The 16,681-nt window shown below is 68.3% G+C and carries 12 protein-coding genes and 1 riboswitch; of the genes, 10 read left to right on the top strand and 2 right to left on the bottom strand.

Annotated features, from left to right (window positions below; all coding sequences use genetic code 11):
* Positions 1 to 21 precede the first annotated feature (21 nt).
* The 6 genes from ASD69_RS19500 (at position 22) to clpB (ending at position 7,456) form a co-directional block, all read left to right on the top strand.
* A complete protein-coding gene (locus ASD69_RS19500) occupies positions 22 to 555 on the top strand; it encodes a DUF4166 domain-containing protein (protein ID WP_082576651.1) in 534 nt (177 codons plus the stop codon).
* Positions 545 to 994, top strand: a complete 450-nt coding sequence (locus ASD69_RS19495; RefSeq protein ID WP_056182458.1) for a thiol-disulfide oxidoreductase DCC family protein — start codon at positions 545 to 547, stop codon at positions 992 to 994. The genes ASD69_RS19500 and ASD69_RS19495 overlap by 11 nt, the downstream gene beginning before the upstream one ends.
* A 393-nt stretch (positions 995 to 1,387) precedes the next feature.
* Positions 1,388 to 1,834, top strand: coding sequence for a DUF3574 domain-containing protein (locus ASD69_RS19490; RefSeq protein WP_056182455.1), 447 nt, complete (start codon positions 1,388 to 1,390; stop codon positions 1,832 to 1,834).
* A gap of 74 nt (positions 1,835 to 1,908) precedes the next feature.
* A complete protein-coding gene (locus ASD69_RS19485; RefSeq protein ID WP_056182451.1) occupies positions 1,909 to 3,501 on the top strand; it encodes a hypothetical protein in 1,593 nt (530 codons plus the stop codon).
* 55 nt (positions 3,502 to 3,556) lie between these two features.
* A complete protein-coding gene (gene gloA, locus ASD69_RS19480) occupies positions 3,557 to 4,087 on the top strand; it encodes a lactoylglutathione lyase (protein WP_056182448.1) in 531 nt (176 codons plus the stop codon).
* Positions 4,088 to 4,870: 783 nt separating this feature from the next.
* Positions 4,871 to 7,456, top strand: coding sequence for an ATP-dependent chaperone ClpB (gene clpB / locus ASD69_RS19475; RefSeq protein WP_056182446.1), 2,586 nt, complete (start codon positions 4,871 to 4,873; stop codon positions 7,454 to 7,456).
* A gap of 232 nt (positions 7,457 to 7,688) precedes the next feature.
* Here clpB and ASD69_RS19470 read toward each other — a convergent pair whose 3' ends face one another.
* Both ASD69_RS19470 and ASD69_RS19465 read right to left on the bottom strand, forming a co-directional pair.
* On the bottom strand, positions 7,689 to 9,734 hold the full coding sequence (locus ASD69_RS19470) for an amidohydrolase family protein (RefSeq protein WP_056182443.1): 2,046 nt from the start codon (positions 9,732 to 9,734) through the stop codon (positions 7,689 to 7,691).
* A 219-nt stretch (positions 9,735 to 9,953) separates the two neighbouring features.
* Positions 9,954 to 12,353: a TonB-dependent receptor gene (locus ASD69_RS19465; RefSeq protein ID WP_056182440.1), complete on the bottom strand. Its 2,400-nt coding sequence runs from the start codon at positions 12,351 to 12,353 to the stop codon at positions 9,954 to 9,956.
* A 250-nt stretch (positions 12,354 to 12,603) separates the two neighbouring features.
* Positions 12,604 to 12,835, top strand: a riboswitch (cobalamin riboswitch).
* Between the two features lie 151 nt (positions 12,836 to 12,986).
* On the opposite strand from ASD69_RS19465, the gene btuB reads away from it, so the two are divergent.
* Genes btuB through cobO form a run of 4 tightly spaced genes read left to right on the top strand, consistent with a single transcriptional unit; the run spans position 12,987 to position 16,679 of the window.
* Positions 12,987 to 14,804 carry a TonB-dependent vitamin B12 receptor gene (btuB, locus tag ASD69_RS19460; RefSeq protein WP_056182606.1) on the top strand — a complete coding sequence of 606 codons (1,818 nt, stop codon included), beginning with the start codon at positions 12,987 to 12,989 and terminating at the stop codon, positions 14,802 to 14,804.
* Positions 14,805 to 14,853: 49 nt separating this feature from the next.
* Complete coding sequence (locus ASD69_RS19455; protein ID WP_056182437.1) at positions 14,854 to 15,444, top strand: hypothetical protein; 591 nt, start codon at positions 14,854 to 14,856, stop codon at positions 15,442 to 15,444.
* Between the two features lie 15 nt (positions 15,445 to 15,459).
* Positions 15,460 to 16,065, top strand: coding sequence for a hypothetical protein (locus tag ASD69_RS19450; protein WP_056182603.1), 606 nt, complete (start codon positions 15,460 to 15,462; stop codon positions 16,063 to 16,065).
* Positions 16,062 to 16,679: a cob(I)yrinic acid a,c-diamide adenosyltransferase gene (cobO, locus tag ASD69_RS19445; protein ID WP_056182434.1), complete on the top strand. Its 618-nt coding sequence runs from the start codon at positions 16,062 to 16,064 to the stop codon at positions 16,677 to 16,679. The genes ASD69_RS19450 and cobO overlap by 4 nt, the downstream gene beginning before the upstream one ends.
* Positions 16,680 to 16,681 lie beyond the last annotated feature (2 nt).

The raw sequence follows: 16,681 nt of genomic DNA, 5'->3' as shown, positions 1-16,681 counted from the left end.
CTCGGCTCCGGGCCTGATCGGATGAGTGTCGCCGCGGTTTCGCTGTATCGGCAACTGCTGGGCGCGCGCTACGACGCTTTACCGCCGAGCGTGCGTGCCTTGCACGAACGCGCCGGCCTGCACCGCTATCGCGGCCAAGTCGAATCCGAGCGCGGCACCGGCTGGCTATCGCGTCTGTGCGCCTGGGCGACGCGCTTGCCGCCGGCCACCCGCGACGCGATCGAAGTGGAGATCGTCGCCAGCCCCGAATCCGAACGCTGGCTGCGCCGTTTCGCCGGCCACGACATGCCCTCGCGCCTGTGGGCGCAGGACGGCTTGCTGTGCGAACGCCTAGGCCTGGTGCGTTTCGGCTTCGCCCTGGACGTGGAGGACGCCGCGGTGCGCTGGCGCGTCGCGCGCGTGCACGCGCTGGGTTTGCCGCTGCCGGCGCGCTGGTTCGAGGGCGTGAGCGCGAGCGAGTCCGAGCGCGAAGGGCGCTATCGCTTCGACGTGCGCGCGGCCTTGCCGCTGGCGGGTTTGTTGGTGCACTACCGGGGCTGGCTGGATGTCGACTGAAACCCACGAGCGCGCGACGACGACGCAGGATCGCGGCCCGCGCCACGACGCGATCATCGTGTTCGACGGCGTGTGCGCGCTGTGCAACGGCTGGGTGCGCTTCCTGCTGCGCCACGACCGCCAACAGCGCTACCGATTCGCGGCGATGCAGGGCGGGCAGGGCCGCGCCTTGCTGTCCGCGCACGGACTGGATCCGGACGATCCGATGTCGTTTCTGTTGATCGAGGGCGGGCAGGCCTGGACCGACACCGACGCCATCGCGCGCGTGCTGGTCGGTCTGGGCGGCGTCTGGCGCCTCGCGGCGATCCTGCGCTGGCTGCCGCGCGCGCTGCGCGATCCGCTCTATCGCCTGATTGCGCGCAACCGCTATCGCCTGTTCGGCCGCTACGAACACTGCTTGCTGCCGACACCGGAGCAGCGCGCGCGTTTTCTCGATTGAAGCCTCGCCAGCGCAGCGCAGGCCGACCAACGCCCGAAAAGCAAATCCTCCCAACCCGCCCGGCCGACAGGCATAGCCTGCCGGCGTTCATTGGTGCACGAACCTGCAGTTCGTAAACGCACGGCTCCACCCTTTTCCAAAGGAGGGTGCAAAGCCCGGTGCCTCCACACTTTGGAACCTCCTGGCGAAGCCCGAAATAGCAGCGCCGCCGTCGCCGGTCCTCCCCCTTTGAAAAAGGGGGATTGAGGGGGATTTGCTTTTTACCGTGCAAGTTCGTCGCTAGGCGCGACACCTCGCTGCAAGCACGACACGACACCCACCAACATCGCCTCCACCCTTGCGCCGCCCCACCGGCCCGGCAACCATGCTGCGACCGCCCCGGAGCGCCCGACCATGCCACGTCACGGCCTGCTGCTGTCCCTGTGCCTAGCCCTGAGCGCCTGCGCCAGCGTCGCGCCGACGACCGTCGATCCCGCCCTGCACGGCGATGCCGCGCGCCCGGCCGCCGCGCAGGCCTGGATCCGCAGCGAGCTCTACTTCAGCGTCGGCACCGAAGGCCAGGACCAGACCCGGATCGACGAGACGCAATGGCGCGCCTTCCTCGACCGCGAAGTCACCCCGCGCTTTCCCGACGGCCTGACCGTGTTCGAGGGTTACGGCCAGTGGCTGTTCCGCGGCGCCGCCGCGCCCGAGCGCCAGCGCGCCAAGGTGCTGGTGGTGCTGCACGAGGACACGCCCGCGCGCGTGGCCGACATCGAGGCGATCCGGGTGGCCTGGAAACGCATGAGCGGGCACCAGTCGGTGCTGTGGTCGCGCCAACGGGCGGACGTTTCGTTCTAAGCCAGACGCTGTTCGCGCGGCCCATCCAGCCCGCACAATCCCAGGTCGTCCCCGCGTTCGCCCAGGATCCGCCGATGACCGTTTCCCCTTCGCGCCGCTGGTTCGTCGCTGGCGACTTCAACGGCTTCTTCGGCCTGGTCGTGGACAACCTGTCCATCCTGGGTTTCATCGCCGCGGCCCTGATCGGCATATTCGGCTTCCCAGCCGAGGTGGTGTACACGCGCATGTTTCCGGGCACCGCCTTCGGCGTGCTGGTCGGCAACCTGATCTACACGGCGATGGCGCGCCGCCTGGCCGCCAAGACCGGCCGCGACGACGTCACCGCGATGCCGCTGGGCCTGGACGCGCCGACCAGCATCGGCATGGCCCTGCTGGTGCTGGGCCCGGCCTTCGTCGCCTACCAGCAATCCGGGCTGGACCCGCAGGCCGCGGCGATCGCGACCTGGCAGCTGGGCATGGCTGCGCTGGTGGTGATGGGCGTGCTCAAGTTGGTGCTCTCGTTCGCCGGCGACGCGGTCACCCGCCTGATCCCGCGCGCGGGCCTGCTGGGCTCGATCGCCGGCGTGGCGCTGGTGCTGATGGGCTTCCTGCCGCTGGTGGAAACTCTGCGTTCGCCGCTGGTGGGCTTCGTCACCCTCGGCCTGCTGCTGTACGTGCTGATCGCCAAGGGCCGATTGCCGGTGCGCCTGCCGGGCGTGTTCGTGGCCTTCGTGTTCGGCACCGCGCTGTACTACGGCCTGGGTGCGCTCGGTCTGGGCGCGCCGGGCTTCCATTGGCCGGAGGCGGTGCCGCCGAGCCTGGTGCTGCCGTGGCCGACCCTGGGCTTCATCGAAGGCCTGCCCGCGACCGTGCCCTATCTGCCGCTGCTGCTGCCGTTCGGGCTGCTGATGGTGGTCGGCGGCATCAACGTCAGCGAAAGCGCGCGCGCGGCCGGCGACGACTACCGCACCCGCGACATCCTGCTGGCCGAGGCCTTCTCGACCCTGGTCGCGGGCTTCTGCGGCGGCGTCGCCCAGACCACGCCCTACATCGGCCAGCCCGCCTACAAGCACATGGGCGCGCGCAGCGGCTACACCCTGCTGACCGGTCTGTTCGTGGGCCTGGGCGGCATGCTCGGCATCGTCTCCGGCCTGGTGCAGTGGCTGCCGCTGGCGGTGCTGGCGCCGATCATCGTCTACGTCGCGCTGGACATCACCACCCAGGCCTTCCAGGCCACGCCCAGCAAGCACGCCACCGCGATGGTGTTCGGTTTCCTGCCATCGGTGGCCTACATGCTGGCGATCAAGACCGGCAATCCGGGCTGGATCGCACCCGAACACCACGCCCAGCTGATGAGCGCGCTGGACGGCCACGGCCTGCCGGAACTGGCGGTGATCGTGACCCTGGGCAACGGCTTCATCATGACCTCGATGATCTGGACCTCGGCGGTCGCGGCCATGGTCGACGGCCGCCTGCTGCGCGCATCGGCCTTCCTGCTGGCGGGCGCGGCGTTGGCGCTGTTCGGCATCATCCACTCGGTCGATCCGCGCGGCGGCATCTATCTGCCGTGGGCGCTTGAGGGCCTGCCGCGCATCATCGCCTGGCAGTTCATCGGCGCCTATCTGGCGCTGGCGGCGCTGATGGCCCTGCTGTCGCTGCAGCGCCGCGGCGACGACGCGCCGGCTTGAGGCGGCCGTCGCGCGTCCTCATATCTTCGATTCCCCCTTCGACTCCGGCCCCGCCATGTCCCTGCAGACCGAACTAGACGCCGTGCCCGGCGTGACCGCCCGGCCCGAAGCCGCCACCCGCGACTTCGTGTTCAACCACACCATGCTGCGGATCAAGGATCCGGCGCGGTCGCTGGATTTCTACACCCGCGTGCTCGGTTTCACCCTGGTGCGCAAGCGCGATTTCGCCGAGGCGCAATTCAGCCTGTACTTCCTGGTGCTGGTGGCGGACCCGGCGCAGATCCCGGCTGAGGAGCCCGCGCGCGGCGAATGGTTGCTGAGCCAGCGCGGCGTGCTCGAGCTCACCCACAACCACGGCACCGAACACGATGCGGCGTTCGCTTACCACCACGGCAACAGCGAGCCGCGCGGCTTCGGCCACATCTGCGTCTCGGTGCCGGACGTTGCAGCCGCCTGCGCGCGCTTCGAGCAATTGGGCGTGGAGTTTCAGAAGCGCCTGACCGACGGCCGCATGAAGGACATCGCCTTCATCAAGGACCCGGACGGATACTGGGTCGAGATCTTGCAGCCGACCAGCCGGGTCTGATTCCAATGCTATTCCCCCCTTTGAAAAAGGGGGGCTAGGGGGGATTTGCTCCTACCCGCGCAACAGCAAATCCCCCGCGCCTCACCATCACAGGGCATCCAGCCATCCCAGGCGCCCGCCCCCTTTTCCAAAGGGGGCGATGACTGACTCTCTTCCCCCCCCTTTGAAAAAGGGGGGCTAGGGGGATTTGCTTCTACCCGCGCAACAGCAAATCCCCCGCGCATCACCATCACAGAGCATCCAGCCATCCCAGGCGCCTGCCCCCTTTTTCAAAGGGGGCGATGACTGATTCTCTTCCCCCCTTTGAAAAAGGGGGGCTAGGGGGGATTTGCTTCTGCCCGCGCAACAGCAAATCCCCCGCGCATCACCATCACAGAGCATCCAGCCATCCCAGGCGCTTGCCCCCTTTTTCAAAGGGGGCGATGACTGATTCTCTTCCCCCGTTGAAAAAGGGGGGGGCTTGGGGGGATTTGCTCCTGCCCGCGCAACAGCAAATCCCCCGCGCATCACCATCACGGGGCATCCAGCCATCCCAGGCGCTTGCCCCCTTTTCAAAGGGGGCGATGACTCTCTTCCTCTCCTTTGAAAAGAGGGGAGAGGGGGGATTTGCTTCTGCCCGGGTAAGGGCAACCGATCGCGCCCGTGCCGCAGCGCAGCCTGAAGCATCGCCCCAGCCGCGACCCTGCGCCGCTTGAATCGCCCCATCCAGCCCGCATTAACAGGTCATTCGCGGCCGTCGCGCGACACTCGCGCCGGGCCGCCACACCTTTCGGAGAAACCTCCATGCGGATGGACAAGCTCACTTCGCGTTTCCAGCAGGCGCTGGCCGACGCGCAATCGCTGGCGGTCGGTCGCGACCACAGCGTGATCGAACCCGTGCACCTGTTGACCGCGCTGCTGGAGCAGAGCGGCGGCAGCACGCGCCCGCTGCTGGCGCAGGCCGGGGTCAACGTGCCCCTGCTGCGCGAGCGTCTCGGCGAAGCGCTGGAAAAACTGCCCAAGGTCAGCGGCCAGGCCGGCAACGTCTCGCTGGGCAACGACCTGGCGCGCCTGCTCAACGTCACCGACAAGCTGGCCCAGCAGCGCGGCGACGCTTTCATCGCCAGCGAGCTGTTCCTGCTGGCCGCGCTGGACGACGGCGGCGAAGTCGGTCGCGCGCTCAAGGCCGCGGGCGCCAACAAGGCCAAGCTGGAACCGGCGATCGACAAACTGCGCGGAGGCGAGAGCGTGCAATCGGAAAGCGCGGAAGAGCAGCGCCAGGCGCTGGAGAAGTACTGCATCGACCTGACCGCGCGCGCCGAATCGGGCAAGCTCGATCCGGTGGTCGGCCGCGACGAGGAAATCCGCCGCACCATCCAGGTGCTGCAGCGCCGCACCAAGAACAATCCGGTGCTGATCGGCGAGCCCGGTGTGGGCAAGACCGCGATCGTCGAGGGCCTGGCCCAGCGCATCGTCAACAACGAAGTGCCCGAAGGCCTGCGCGGCAAGCGCGTGCTGTCGCTGGACATGGGCGCGCTGATCGCCGGCGCCAAATTCCGCGGCGAGTTCGAGGAGCGCCTGAAGGCGGTGCTCAACGACCTGTCCAAGAACGAAGGCCAGGTGATCCTGTTCATCGACGAGTTGCACACCATGGTCGGCGCAGGCAAGGCCGAAGGCTCGATGGACGCCGGCAACATGCTCAAGCCCGCGCTCGCGCGCGGCGAGCTGCATTGCATCGGCGCGACCACCCTGGACGAGTACCGCAAGTACGTCGAGAAGGACGCCGCGCTGGAGCGGCGCTTTCAGAAGGTGTTCGTCGGCGAGCCCACGGTCGAGGACACCATCGCGATCCTGCGCGGCCTCAAGGAGCGCTACGCGGTGCATCACGGCGTGGAGATCACCGACCCGGCGATCGTCGCCGCGGCGACCCTGTCGCACCGTTACATCGCCGACCGCCAGTTGCCCGACAAGGCCATCGACCTGATGGACGAGGCCGCCTCGCGCATCCGCATGGAAATCGACTCCAAGCCCGAGGAACTGGACCGCAAGGAACGCCGCCTGATCCAGCTCAAGATCCAGCGCGAGGCGCTGAAGAAGGAGAAGGACGCCGAATCCAAGCAGCGCCTGGCCGACCTCGAAGCCGAGATCGCCACCCTGGAGCGCGACTTCAACGACCTCGAGGAAGTCTGGAAGGCCGAGAAGGCGACCCTGCAGGGCGCGACCAAGATCAAGGAGCAGATCGAGCAGGCCAAGCTCGAACTGGAAGCCGCGCAGCGCACCCAGGATTTCGGCCGCATGAGCGAGATCCAGTACGGCAAGTTGCCGGAGTTGGAAAAGCAGCTCAAGGCCGCGCAGGAAGCCGAAACCCAGGGCTTCAAGCTGCTGCAGGACAAGGTCACCGCCGAGGAGATCGCCGAGGTGGTCGCGCGCTGGACCGGCATCCCGGTGTCGAAGATGCTGGAAGGCGAGCGCGAGAAGCTGCTGAAGATGGAGCAGGCTCTGCACCAGCGCGTGGTCGGCCAGGACGAGGCGATCCGCGTGGTCTCCGACGCCGTGCGGCGTTCGCGCGCGGGCCTGTCCGATCCCGACCGCCCCAGCGGCTCCTTCCTGTTCCTGGGCCCGACCGGCGTGGGCAAGACCGAGCTGTGCAAGGCCTTGGCCGAATTCCTGTTCGACTCCAGCGGCGCCATGGTGCGCATCGACATGAGCGAGTTCATGGAGAAGCACGCGGTCAGTCGCCTGGTCGGCGCGCCTCCGGGCTATGTCGGTTACGAAGAGGGCGGCTATCTGACCGAGGCCGTGCGCCGCCGTCCCTACAGCGTGATCCTGCTCGATGAGGTCGAGAAGGCGCATCCGGACGTGTTCAACATCCTGTTGCAGGTGCTGGACGACGGCCGCCTCACCGATGGCCAGGGCCGCACGGTCGATTTCCGCAACACCGTGATCGTGATGACCAGCAACCTGGGCTCGCAGATGATCCAGGAGCTGTCGGCCGACGACAGCGCCGAGAGCTACACCCAGATGAAGGCGGCGGTGATGGGCGTGGTGCAGGCGCACTTCCGTCCGGAGTTCATCAACCGCCTGGACGACATCGTCGTGTTCCATCCGCTGGACAAGAGCCAGATTCGCGAGATCGCCAAGATCCAGATGGTTGGCCTGGAGAAGCGTCTGGGCGAGCGCGGCCTGAAGCTGGCGTTGTCGGACGCGGCGCTGGCGTTGATCGGCAACGTCGGTTTCGATCCGGTCTACGGCGCGCGTCCGCTCAAGCGCGCGGTGCAGCAGCAGTTGGAAAATCCGCTGGCGCAGAAGATCCTCAGCGGCGAGTTCGTCAGCGGCGATGTCATCCAGGTCGAGGCCGAGGCGGGGCACCTGGTGTTTCGCAAGGGTTGAGGGCTGAGCGAAACGGCCCGCAGTGGCGGGCCGTTTCGCGCTCAATGATCTACGTCGTTTGTGGGATTCGATCGCGGCTTACGCCGCTCCCACACACAGCGCGCGATCGCTTGCCGCTCCCACGCAGAGCGAGCCATCGCTCGCCACTCCCACACAGCGAGACCATCGATGTCGCGGGAGCGCCGCTTCCTGTGGGAGCGGCGCAAGCCGCGATCGAGCTACGGTCGCGACCTTACTCCGCGACCGCGGGCTTCTTCCTCGGCACAATCCCCAACGCCTGCTCGATCTCGCCCGGGTCGTAGCGCTTGCCGCCCTTGAACACGGCGTCGACTTTGCGGATATCGCGCATGTCGGCGAGCGGATCGCCGTCGATCAGCACCAGGTCGGCGAGCTTGCCCGCCGCGATCACGCCGCGGTCCTTGTCCACGCCCAGCACCTGTGCCGGCGTCAGCGTCGCCAGCCGCAACACTTCGGCGTTGGCGATGCCGGCGCGCGAGTACACCTCCAGCTCGGCGTGCAGCATGTAGCCGGCCAGGGCGTCGGTGCCCGGCAGGATGGTCACGCCGGCATCGTGCAAGGCCTTGAGCAGACGCATCATGCTCGGCAGCGCTTGCTTGTAGGCCTCCTCCTTGCCGTGCGGCGGCTTCAGCGCGCCCCAGCTCAGGCCGCGCTGGGCCTGCGGCGGGAAACGCTCGGCCACGCCGCGCAGTCCGGGCGGGGTCTTGGCGTCGGGATCGCCGCTGTACAGGTCCTCTTCCAGCGCCATGGTCGCGTCGATGACGGTGTGGTGGCGCTTGAGGAAGTCGATGAACTCGCGCACCTCCGGCTTGTCCGGCGGGAACTCGTAGGCGTGCTCGCCGACTTCGGTCAGGCGCGCCTTGGTGCGGGTGTCCTGCACGCGCGGGTACATGAAGTTCAGTTCCACGAACAACAGATGCTGCAGCTCGTCGGCGCCGGCTTCGATGAACTGGCGCGCCGACATGAAGGCCGGCACGTGCCCGCTCACGCGCAGGCCGCGCGCGTGCGCGCGGTCGGCGATGATCGGGAACAGTTCCGGCTTCAACGAGGAATAGGTCTTGATCTGCACGTAGCCGCGGTCGGCATAGAAGTCCACGGCCTTGAGCGCTTCCTCGGGCGTGTCGACCAGCATCTTGGTCGGTCCGGCGTAGGGGCCGGGGCCGTCGATGAAGCCGGCCATCAGCACGCGCGGGCCGATTTCGCTGCCGGCATCGAAGCGCTTCACGCGCTCGGGGAAGGTGTCGAAGTTGTTGGCGACGTCGCGCGCGCTGGTCACGCCGGCGGCGATGTCGAGGGCGCCGTCCTCGATGGACGCATAGTGCTTGTGCACGTCCCACAGGCCCGGCATCAGGAAGCGGCCGCGCGCGTCGAGGACCTCGGCGTTCTCTGGCGCCTTGAGCTGGGCGTCGGGGGCGACCCGGACGATGCGCTCGCCTTCGATCAACACGCTGGTGCCGGGGGTGGCGGCCAGGTCGCGCGGATCGAACACGCGTGCGTTGCGGATCAGCAGCGGCCCCTTGGGCACATGGGTGAGCCGCTGGGTCATCTCGGCGGCCCACTTCGCGTCGGCCTGCTCCTGCAGCTCCAGCAGCTTCGGCAGCGCGCCTTGCAGATCGGCGTCGATGATCACGAACCAGCCCGAGGCGACGATCAGCGCGGCGGTTTCGCCGTCGCCGCGCAACCATACCGAGCGTGGGGTGAAGTCCAGGCCGACGATGCGCTGCAGGGTCAGCGACACCGGGCCGTTCTTGCCGGCGACTTCGTATTCGCCCAAGGTCTGCAGACGCGCCTCGCCGCCGGGCAGGATCGCGAGCTTGCGCTCAGGCGCCTGCAGCAGCGCGCGCGCGAGCGCGCCGGAGATTTCCGGCGCCGCCTGCAGCGGCAGGAAGAAGGCCGGCGCGGACAGCGTGCGCTCGCCGCTCTCGCTGGGATTTTTCCAGCTCGCGCGGCCGTCGCGGACCTGATAGCGCTCCTCGAAGGGATTGAGCAGATAGTCGTTGCCGCTGCCCGCGTAGTCGGCCAGGGTGCCGTCGGCATTGAGCTTCCAACGCGTCTTGCTGCGGTCGCCGCGGCCGCGGTCGGTGAAGTGGTATTCGACCTTCACGCTGCCGTCGGCCGCGGTTTCCACGACCTGCTTGCCGGCGACGTTGCCCTGCATCAGCACCACTTGTTCGCGGCGGGCGGCGAGGGCGTCGGAGATCGAGAACGCGAGTACGGCGGGCAACGCGAACGACAGCAGCAGCGATCCGGCTAAGCGCATGGCGGCCCTCCTTGGGCGGAGACGTCGGAACCGCGCGCGGCTTCGGGAATCCGCAAGGCCGGCGCGGCGGGGTGACTCCTTATAGCCGATCCCGGGCCCCGCGAATGCGCCGCCGCCATCGTTTGGGCGCACGGGGGCGGCATTCGCCGGTCGAAAAAGACGACGGCCCGGGAGTCCGGGCCGTCGTCGCATACGGGCGTTCCAACCGCGCCGTTCAGATCACCACTTGTAACCGGCCTTCACGTAGACGAAGGCGCCGTTGAAACCGAACGGCGAGGCGGTGTTGTAGGGCAGGTAGTTGCGCGTGCCCAGCACCAGCTTGGACTCGTCCGGGTACTCGTCGAGCACGTTGTCGCCGCCGACAGTGAAGTCCCACTGATCGAGGTGGTAGGTGGCGGCCAGGTCCAGCGTCCACTTCGCGCTGAAGGTCTGGTCCAGCAGCGGATTGGTCGCGTGCAGCTCGGTGAACTCGCCGTAACGGGTGGCGGTGGCGTTGAAGCTCCAGTTGCCGGTATCCCAGTCGCCGGCCAGGAAGAACTTGTCCTTGGGCGCGCCCTTGGTGATGCGGCCGATCTCGGTGCGGCCGATGCGCACCGCCGCCGGATCGATCGCGGCCAGGCGCGCCGGGTTGGGCGCGATCTTCTCGATCTCGGTCTTGGAGTAGTTGTAGCCCAGAGTGAGGCCGAACTTGCCCGAGGCCAGGTCCCAGTTCTGGGTCGCGATGATGTCCACGCCCTGGGTCTTGGTGTCGACGGCGTTGGTGAAGTAGCGGCCGCCGCCGATGCCCGGGTAGCCGTTGGCTTGCAGGTAGTTGCGCACCGCGGTGCTGGTCAGGTTTTCCGACAGCAGGATGCGGTCGTCGACCTTGATGTGGTACGCGTCGATGGTGATGTACAGGCTGTCGCTGGGCTGCAGCACCAGGCCCAGGCTGTAGTTGGTGGACTCCTCGGCCTTCAGCGATTCCGAGCCCAGCGCGATCGCGGCCGGATTGTCGACGCGGAAGGTGCCGATCTCGTAGGGCACGCCGCTGATGAAGTTGGTCGCGATCGACTGGAAGAACTGCTGCTGCAGCGAGGGCGCGCGGAAGCCGGTGGAGGCGGTGGCGCGCAACGCGACCTTGTCGGTGAAGGCGTAACGCGCCGACAGCTTGCCGGAAGTGGTGTCGCCGAAATCGCTGTAGCTCTCGAAGCGCGCGGCGATGCCGGCGGAGAACTTGTCGGTCAGGTCGGCTTCGACGTCGGCATAGAGCGAATAGCTGTGGCGGTCGAAATCGCCGGCGTCGCTGGCGCGGAAGCCGGAGAACACCTGCGCGCCCGGGATGATCTGGCCGTTGGACGCGGGCACGCCGCCGTTGGCGTAGGACAGCGGTTCGCCGGCGCGCTGCGAGAATTCCTCGCCGCGCCACTCCGCGCCCCAGGCGAAGGTCACCGGATACTGCCAGCCGAAATCCACCGGGCGCGCGAAGTCCAGGTTCAACACGTGCTGCGTGACTTCGAGCGCGCCCGCATAGAACTGCGTCGGCGAGGTCGGGCCCAGGCTGCGGTTGAGGGTGTGCTCGATGTCGAAGCTGAGTTCGTTGTGGCCGTAGTTGTAGCTGAAATCGATCTGGGTGCCGCCGGCGGTTTCCGAGCGCAGGCCGACCACCGTCGAGCGGTCCTTGCTGACGTTGTGGATCTGCGGCAGGAAGCCGTTCGGGTAGATCGAGGGGATGTTGCGCGGGTCGGCGGCGAAGCGGAAGTAGCCGTTGGAGAGCACGTCGCGCTTGCTGTAGCTGCCGAAGGAATAGAAGGTCAGGTAGTCGACCGGACTGTATTCGCCGTTGTAGGACACCGCGCCGCTATCGATCTCGGGATCGCCGTAGCGCTGTTCGACCACGCCTTGGAACGGGCGCGCGCGGTTGGTCTGGTCCTGGTGGCCGCCCTGCGCGGCCAGGTGCAGCTTGCCGTTTTCGCCGAGCTTGAAGCCGGCGTCGCCGGACAGCTGGTACTGCTCGCCGTCGCCGGCGCTGTATTGCCCGTAGCGCGCGGCGATGCTGCCGCCGTGGTCGCTGCCCTTGAGCACGATGTTGACCACCCCGGCGATCGCGTCGGAGCCGTACTGCGCCGAGGCGCCGTCGCGCAGCACTTCCACGCGTTCGATCGAGGCGATCGGGATCGCGTTGAGGTCGACCGGCGAGGAACCGCGACCCTGGCTGCCGTTGAGGTTGATCAGCGCGGTGGTGTGCCGGCGCTTGCCGTTGACCAGCACCAGCACCTGGTCCGGCGCCAGGCCGCGCAGCTGCGCGGGGCGCACGGCGTCGGTGCCGTCGGTGATGGCCGGGCGCGGGAAGTTCAGCGAGGGCAGGGCGCGCGCCAGCGCGGTCGCGAGTTCGACCGTGCCGGTGGCTTCCAGCGCCTCCGGAGTGATGATGTCGATCGGCGCGCTGGACTCGGCGACGGTGCGATCGCTGACCCGGGTGCCGGTGACGATCACCTGGTCCAGGGTATGGGCCTCGGAGGCCGGCTCGCCCGGGGCGGCCGCGTCCTGGGCATAGGCCGGGGAGGCGAGCGCGGCGATCAGGGCCAGCGACAAGGGGGCGAGGACGAGCGGACGGCGTACGGCGCGGACGGCTACGGACATGGTGCGCGGCTCCTTGCGGCGGGGGGATTGGTAACGATGTCATTTTGGTTTAACACGGTTATAACAACTGGGTCAAACCCACTTTCGTATAGGTAGATAGCCGTACGTCATGGTTTTAGACATCGGATGCGCATCAGCTATGCCAGGTGGCACATCAGGCCGACTTAGCCCGGCTGCGGGCGGTTATCGCCACAGGCCCGGGGCCCGGCTCATGCCGTTTGCTCATGGGGGCGGACCGATCCGGGGCTGCTACCATGCGCGGGCTTGAGGTGATCGCCGGCCCCGCCGGCGATTGAAACGGGAATCCGGTGCGCCAGTCCTCCGAACGGAGCGACGGCAATTCCGGAGCTGCCCCCGCAACGGTAAGTAAGACGAACGATCCGCAACGAAGCCACTGTGCGCATGCATGGGAAGGCGCGGATCGGAGGGCTGGAGGCCCTCGCTTGCAAGCCCGGAGACCGGCCTGAGGCTGACCCGACACGCGGTGGGCGCTGTCATGGGGCTGCCTTGCGTCCGCGCGTCGCCGCCTCGTCGTTCCCTCCGCGTGTCTCCGACCCATCGTTTCCGCGCGGGTAGGCGCGGATCAGGAGCCATGCTTTGAATTTCCACCCTTACGCGCTTCGCCGCACCGCGCTGGCGACGGCGCTGCTGTCCGTCGTGGTCCCGGTTTGGGCCGCCGACGCCGCCACCGACCTCGACCAGGTCGTGGTGACCGCCAGCCGCACCGCGCAGACCCAGGACGCGACCCTGGCCTCGGTCACCGTGATCGACCGCGACGACATCGAACGCCTGCAGCCGGCCAACTTGCCCGACCTGCTGCGCGGCACGCCCGGCCTGTCGATGGCCAACAACGGCGGCCCCGGCAAGTCGACCTCGCTGTTCCTGCGCGGCACCGAGTCCGACCATGTGCTGGTGCTGGTGGACGGCATCAAGATCGGCTCGGCCACCAGCGGCGGCGCCTCGCTGCAGGACATTCCGGTCGAACAGATCGAGCGCATCGAGATCGTGCGCGGCCCGTTCTCCAGCTTGTACGGCTCCGAGGCCCTGGGCGGCGTGATCCAGATCTTCACCCGCCGCCCGCAAGGCGCGTTCGCGCCGCACGCCAGCGCCTCGATCGGCAGCTGGCAGACGCGTCGCGGCACCCTGGGCGTGGGCGGAAAGAGCGACAACGGCTGGTACTCGATCAACGCCGCCAGCGAGGACACCGACGGCATCAACGCCTGTCGCGGCAAGCCCTCGCCGGGCGGCGCCGGCTGCTTCACCCACTCGCCCGACCGCGACGGCTACCGCAACCTGTCGCTGACCGCGCAGGGCGGCTACCGCTTCAACGACGCCTGGGACGCCGAAGCGCGCCTGTTCCGCGCCGAAGGCCGTAACGAATACGACGGCAGCACCAACAACCAGGCCGACACCGTGCAGCAGGTCGCCGGCGGACGCCTGCGCTACGCGCCCAGCGAACAGGCCACGCTGACCCTCAACCTGGGCCGCAGCAGCGACCTCAGCGACACCTACCGCAACGGCGTCTACTCCAGCACCTTCAATACGCGCCGCAAGCTGGGCTCGCTGCAGGGTGACTTCGGCCTCGGCGGCGGCCTGCTCACCCTGGGCTACGACTGGCAGCGCGACGAGGTGGAAAGCAGCACCGTCTACGCCCACGACCACCGCATCAACCGCGGCCTGTTCGGCCAGTACCAGCGCGAATCTGGCGCGCACGCGCTGCAGGCCAGCCTGCGCCGCGACGACGACAGCCAGTTCGGCGGCCAGACCACCGGCAGCGCGCTGTGGGGCTGGAACCTCAGCGAACAGCTGCGCCTGACCGCGAGCTACGGCACCGCGTTCAAGGCGCCGACCTTCAACGAGCTGTACTTTCCCGGCTTCGGCAACGCCGATCTCAAGCCGGAGGAGTCGCGCAGCTTCGAACTCGGCCTGCGCGGCGAACACGCCTGGGGCGGCTGGTCGCTCAACGCCTACGAGACCCGAGTCGATGAATTGATCGCGTTCGATGCTTCGATCGGTCTGCCCGGCAACATCGATCGCGCGCGCATCCAGGGCGTGGAGGCCACGGTCGATACCGTCCTGGCCGGTTGGGACCTGCGCGCCAGCGCGACCTGGCTGGATCCGCGCAACGACAGCCGCGGCGCCAGCCGCGACAAGATCCTGCCGCGCCGCGCGCGCGAAAGCGCACGCTTCGATGCCGACCGTCGCTACGGCCGCTTCAGCCTGGGCGGCAGCGTCTACGTCGCCGGCGAACGTTTCGACGATCTGGCCAACACGCGCCGTCTGGACGGCTACGCCACCACCGACCTGCGCCTGGGCTTCCGTTTCGACGATTCCTGGAGCCTGCAGCTGGCGGCCAACAACGTGTTCAACCAGCGCTACGAGACCGCGGCCTACTACAACCAGCCCGGCCGCAACTACCTGTTGACCTTGCGCTACCGCGCGGCGAACTGATCGCCGCGCTTTCGCCACCACCGTCCCGTCCACGCCACCGAGGCCGCCGATGAACGCTCTCAGCCGATCCGTCCACTACAGTCTGTTCACCGCACTCGCCGCGGTCATGGTCGCCACCCGCTTCCACCACTTCGGCGACGCGCTGCACCTGCCCGATGCGTCGATGGCGGTGTTCTTCCTCGGCGGCCTCTGGCTGCGCAAGCACCTGGGTTTCGTCGCTTTCCTGGTGCTGGCGGTGGCGATCGACTGGATCGCGATCCAGGCCCAGGGCAAGAGCTTCTTCCAGCACTACTGCGTCACGCCGTCGTACGCCTTCCTGCTGCTGGCGTACGCGGCGCTGTGGTACAGCGGCCGCGCCTATGCGCAGCGGCTGCAGGCGACCCCGCGCGCGCTGCTCGGCGCGCTCGCGGTCGGCCTGGTCGCGGCCACGGTCTCGTTCCTGATCTCCAACGGCGCGTTCTACTGGCTGGGCGGGCGCTACGAGGACCCGAACCTGAGCCAATACCTGGCGCGCGTGTGGCAGTGGGGGCCGCTGTTCGTGCGCACCACCCTGAGCTACATCGCGGTGGCCCTGGTCGCCTATGCGCTGATCGCGCGCGTTCTGCCGGTGCGGGTCGCGCCGCGCGACGCCCAGGCCTGATCGAGGATGACCACCATGACCGCAAGCCCCACGCATTCCCTGCCGCTGAGCTCGCCGCGCGCGCAGATCCTGGTCGGCGTCGCTCTGGCGACGCTGATGATCGCCACCCGCGGCCAGCACTTCGCCACCATCGACCGCCTGCCCAGCGCGTCGTGGGCGATCTTCTTCCTCGCCGGCGCGCTGTTGCGGCCGATGTGGATGCTGCCGCTGCTGTTCGTGCTGGCCTCGCTGCTGGACATCGTCAGCCTGGCCTCGGGCACGATCGGCGACTGGTGCCTGTCGCCGGCGTACTGGGCGCTGGCGCCGGCCTACGCCACGCTGTGGCTGGCCGGGCATTTCTACGCGCGCATCCACCGCGATCGCTGGACCACGCTGCCGCGCCTGGCGCTGGTGCTGGCGGTCGCCGCGTTGGCGACTTACGTGTTCTCGGGCGGCGGCTTCTACTTCTTCTCCGGCCGCTACTCGGATCCCACGCTGGCCGGCTTCGCCGCGCGCATCGGCCAGTACTATCCGCGTAGCCTCGGCACCCTGGCCGGCTACGTCGGCACCGCGTTCGCACTGCTGGCGATCGTACGCGGCGCCGGCGCCCTACGCACCGCCCAGCAAGGAGCCCGCGCATGAGCGACACCGTCCCGACCCAGGAAGAACGCCACCGCGAACGCATGCAGCGCAAGAAGGAGCTGGTCGATCGCAAGATCGCCCGCGCCACCATCGAGCGCGGCGTGCTGGTGGTCAACACCGGCAACGGCAAGGGCAAGAGCTCGTCCGGCTTCGGCATGCTCGCGCGCTCGCTGGGCCACGGCTTCCGCTGCGGCGTGGTGCAGTTCATCAAGGGCAGCTTCTCGACCGGCGAGGAAGCCTTCTTCCGCCGCTTCGAGGGCGACCAGCTCGCCTACCACGTGATGGGCGAGGGCTTCACCTGGGAAACCCAGGACAAGGCCCGCGACATCGCGGCCGCGCAGGCGGCCTGGGCCAAGGCCGCACAGATGCTGGCCGACGAATCCTGCGACTTCGTGCTGTTGGACGAGCTCAACATCGCGCTCGCGCATCGCTATGTCGAACTCGACGCCGTGCTGGCCGCGGTCGCCGCGCGCCCGCCCTTGCAGCACGTGGTCATCACCGGCCGCGGCGCGCCCGACCGCCTGATCGAGGTCGCCGACACGGTGACCGAGATGCGCGTGGTCAAGCACGCGTTCCAGGCCGGCATTAAGGCCCAGAAGGGCATCGAGCTGTGAAG

This window comes from Lysobacter sp. Root604 (assembly GCF_001427505.1).
Classification (GTDB): domain Bacteria; phylum Pseudomonadota; class Gammaproteobacteria; order Xanthomonadales; family Xanthomonadaceae; genus Lysobacter.
This window is presented reverse-complemented; position numbering and strand designations above follow the sequence as displayed.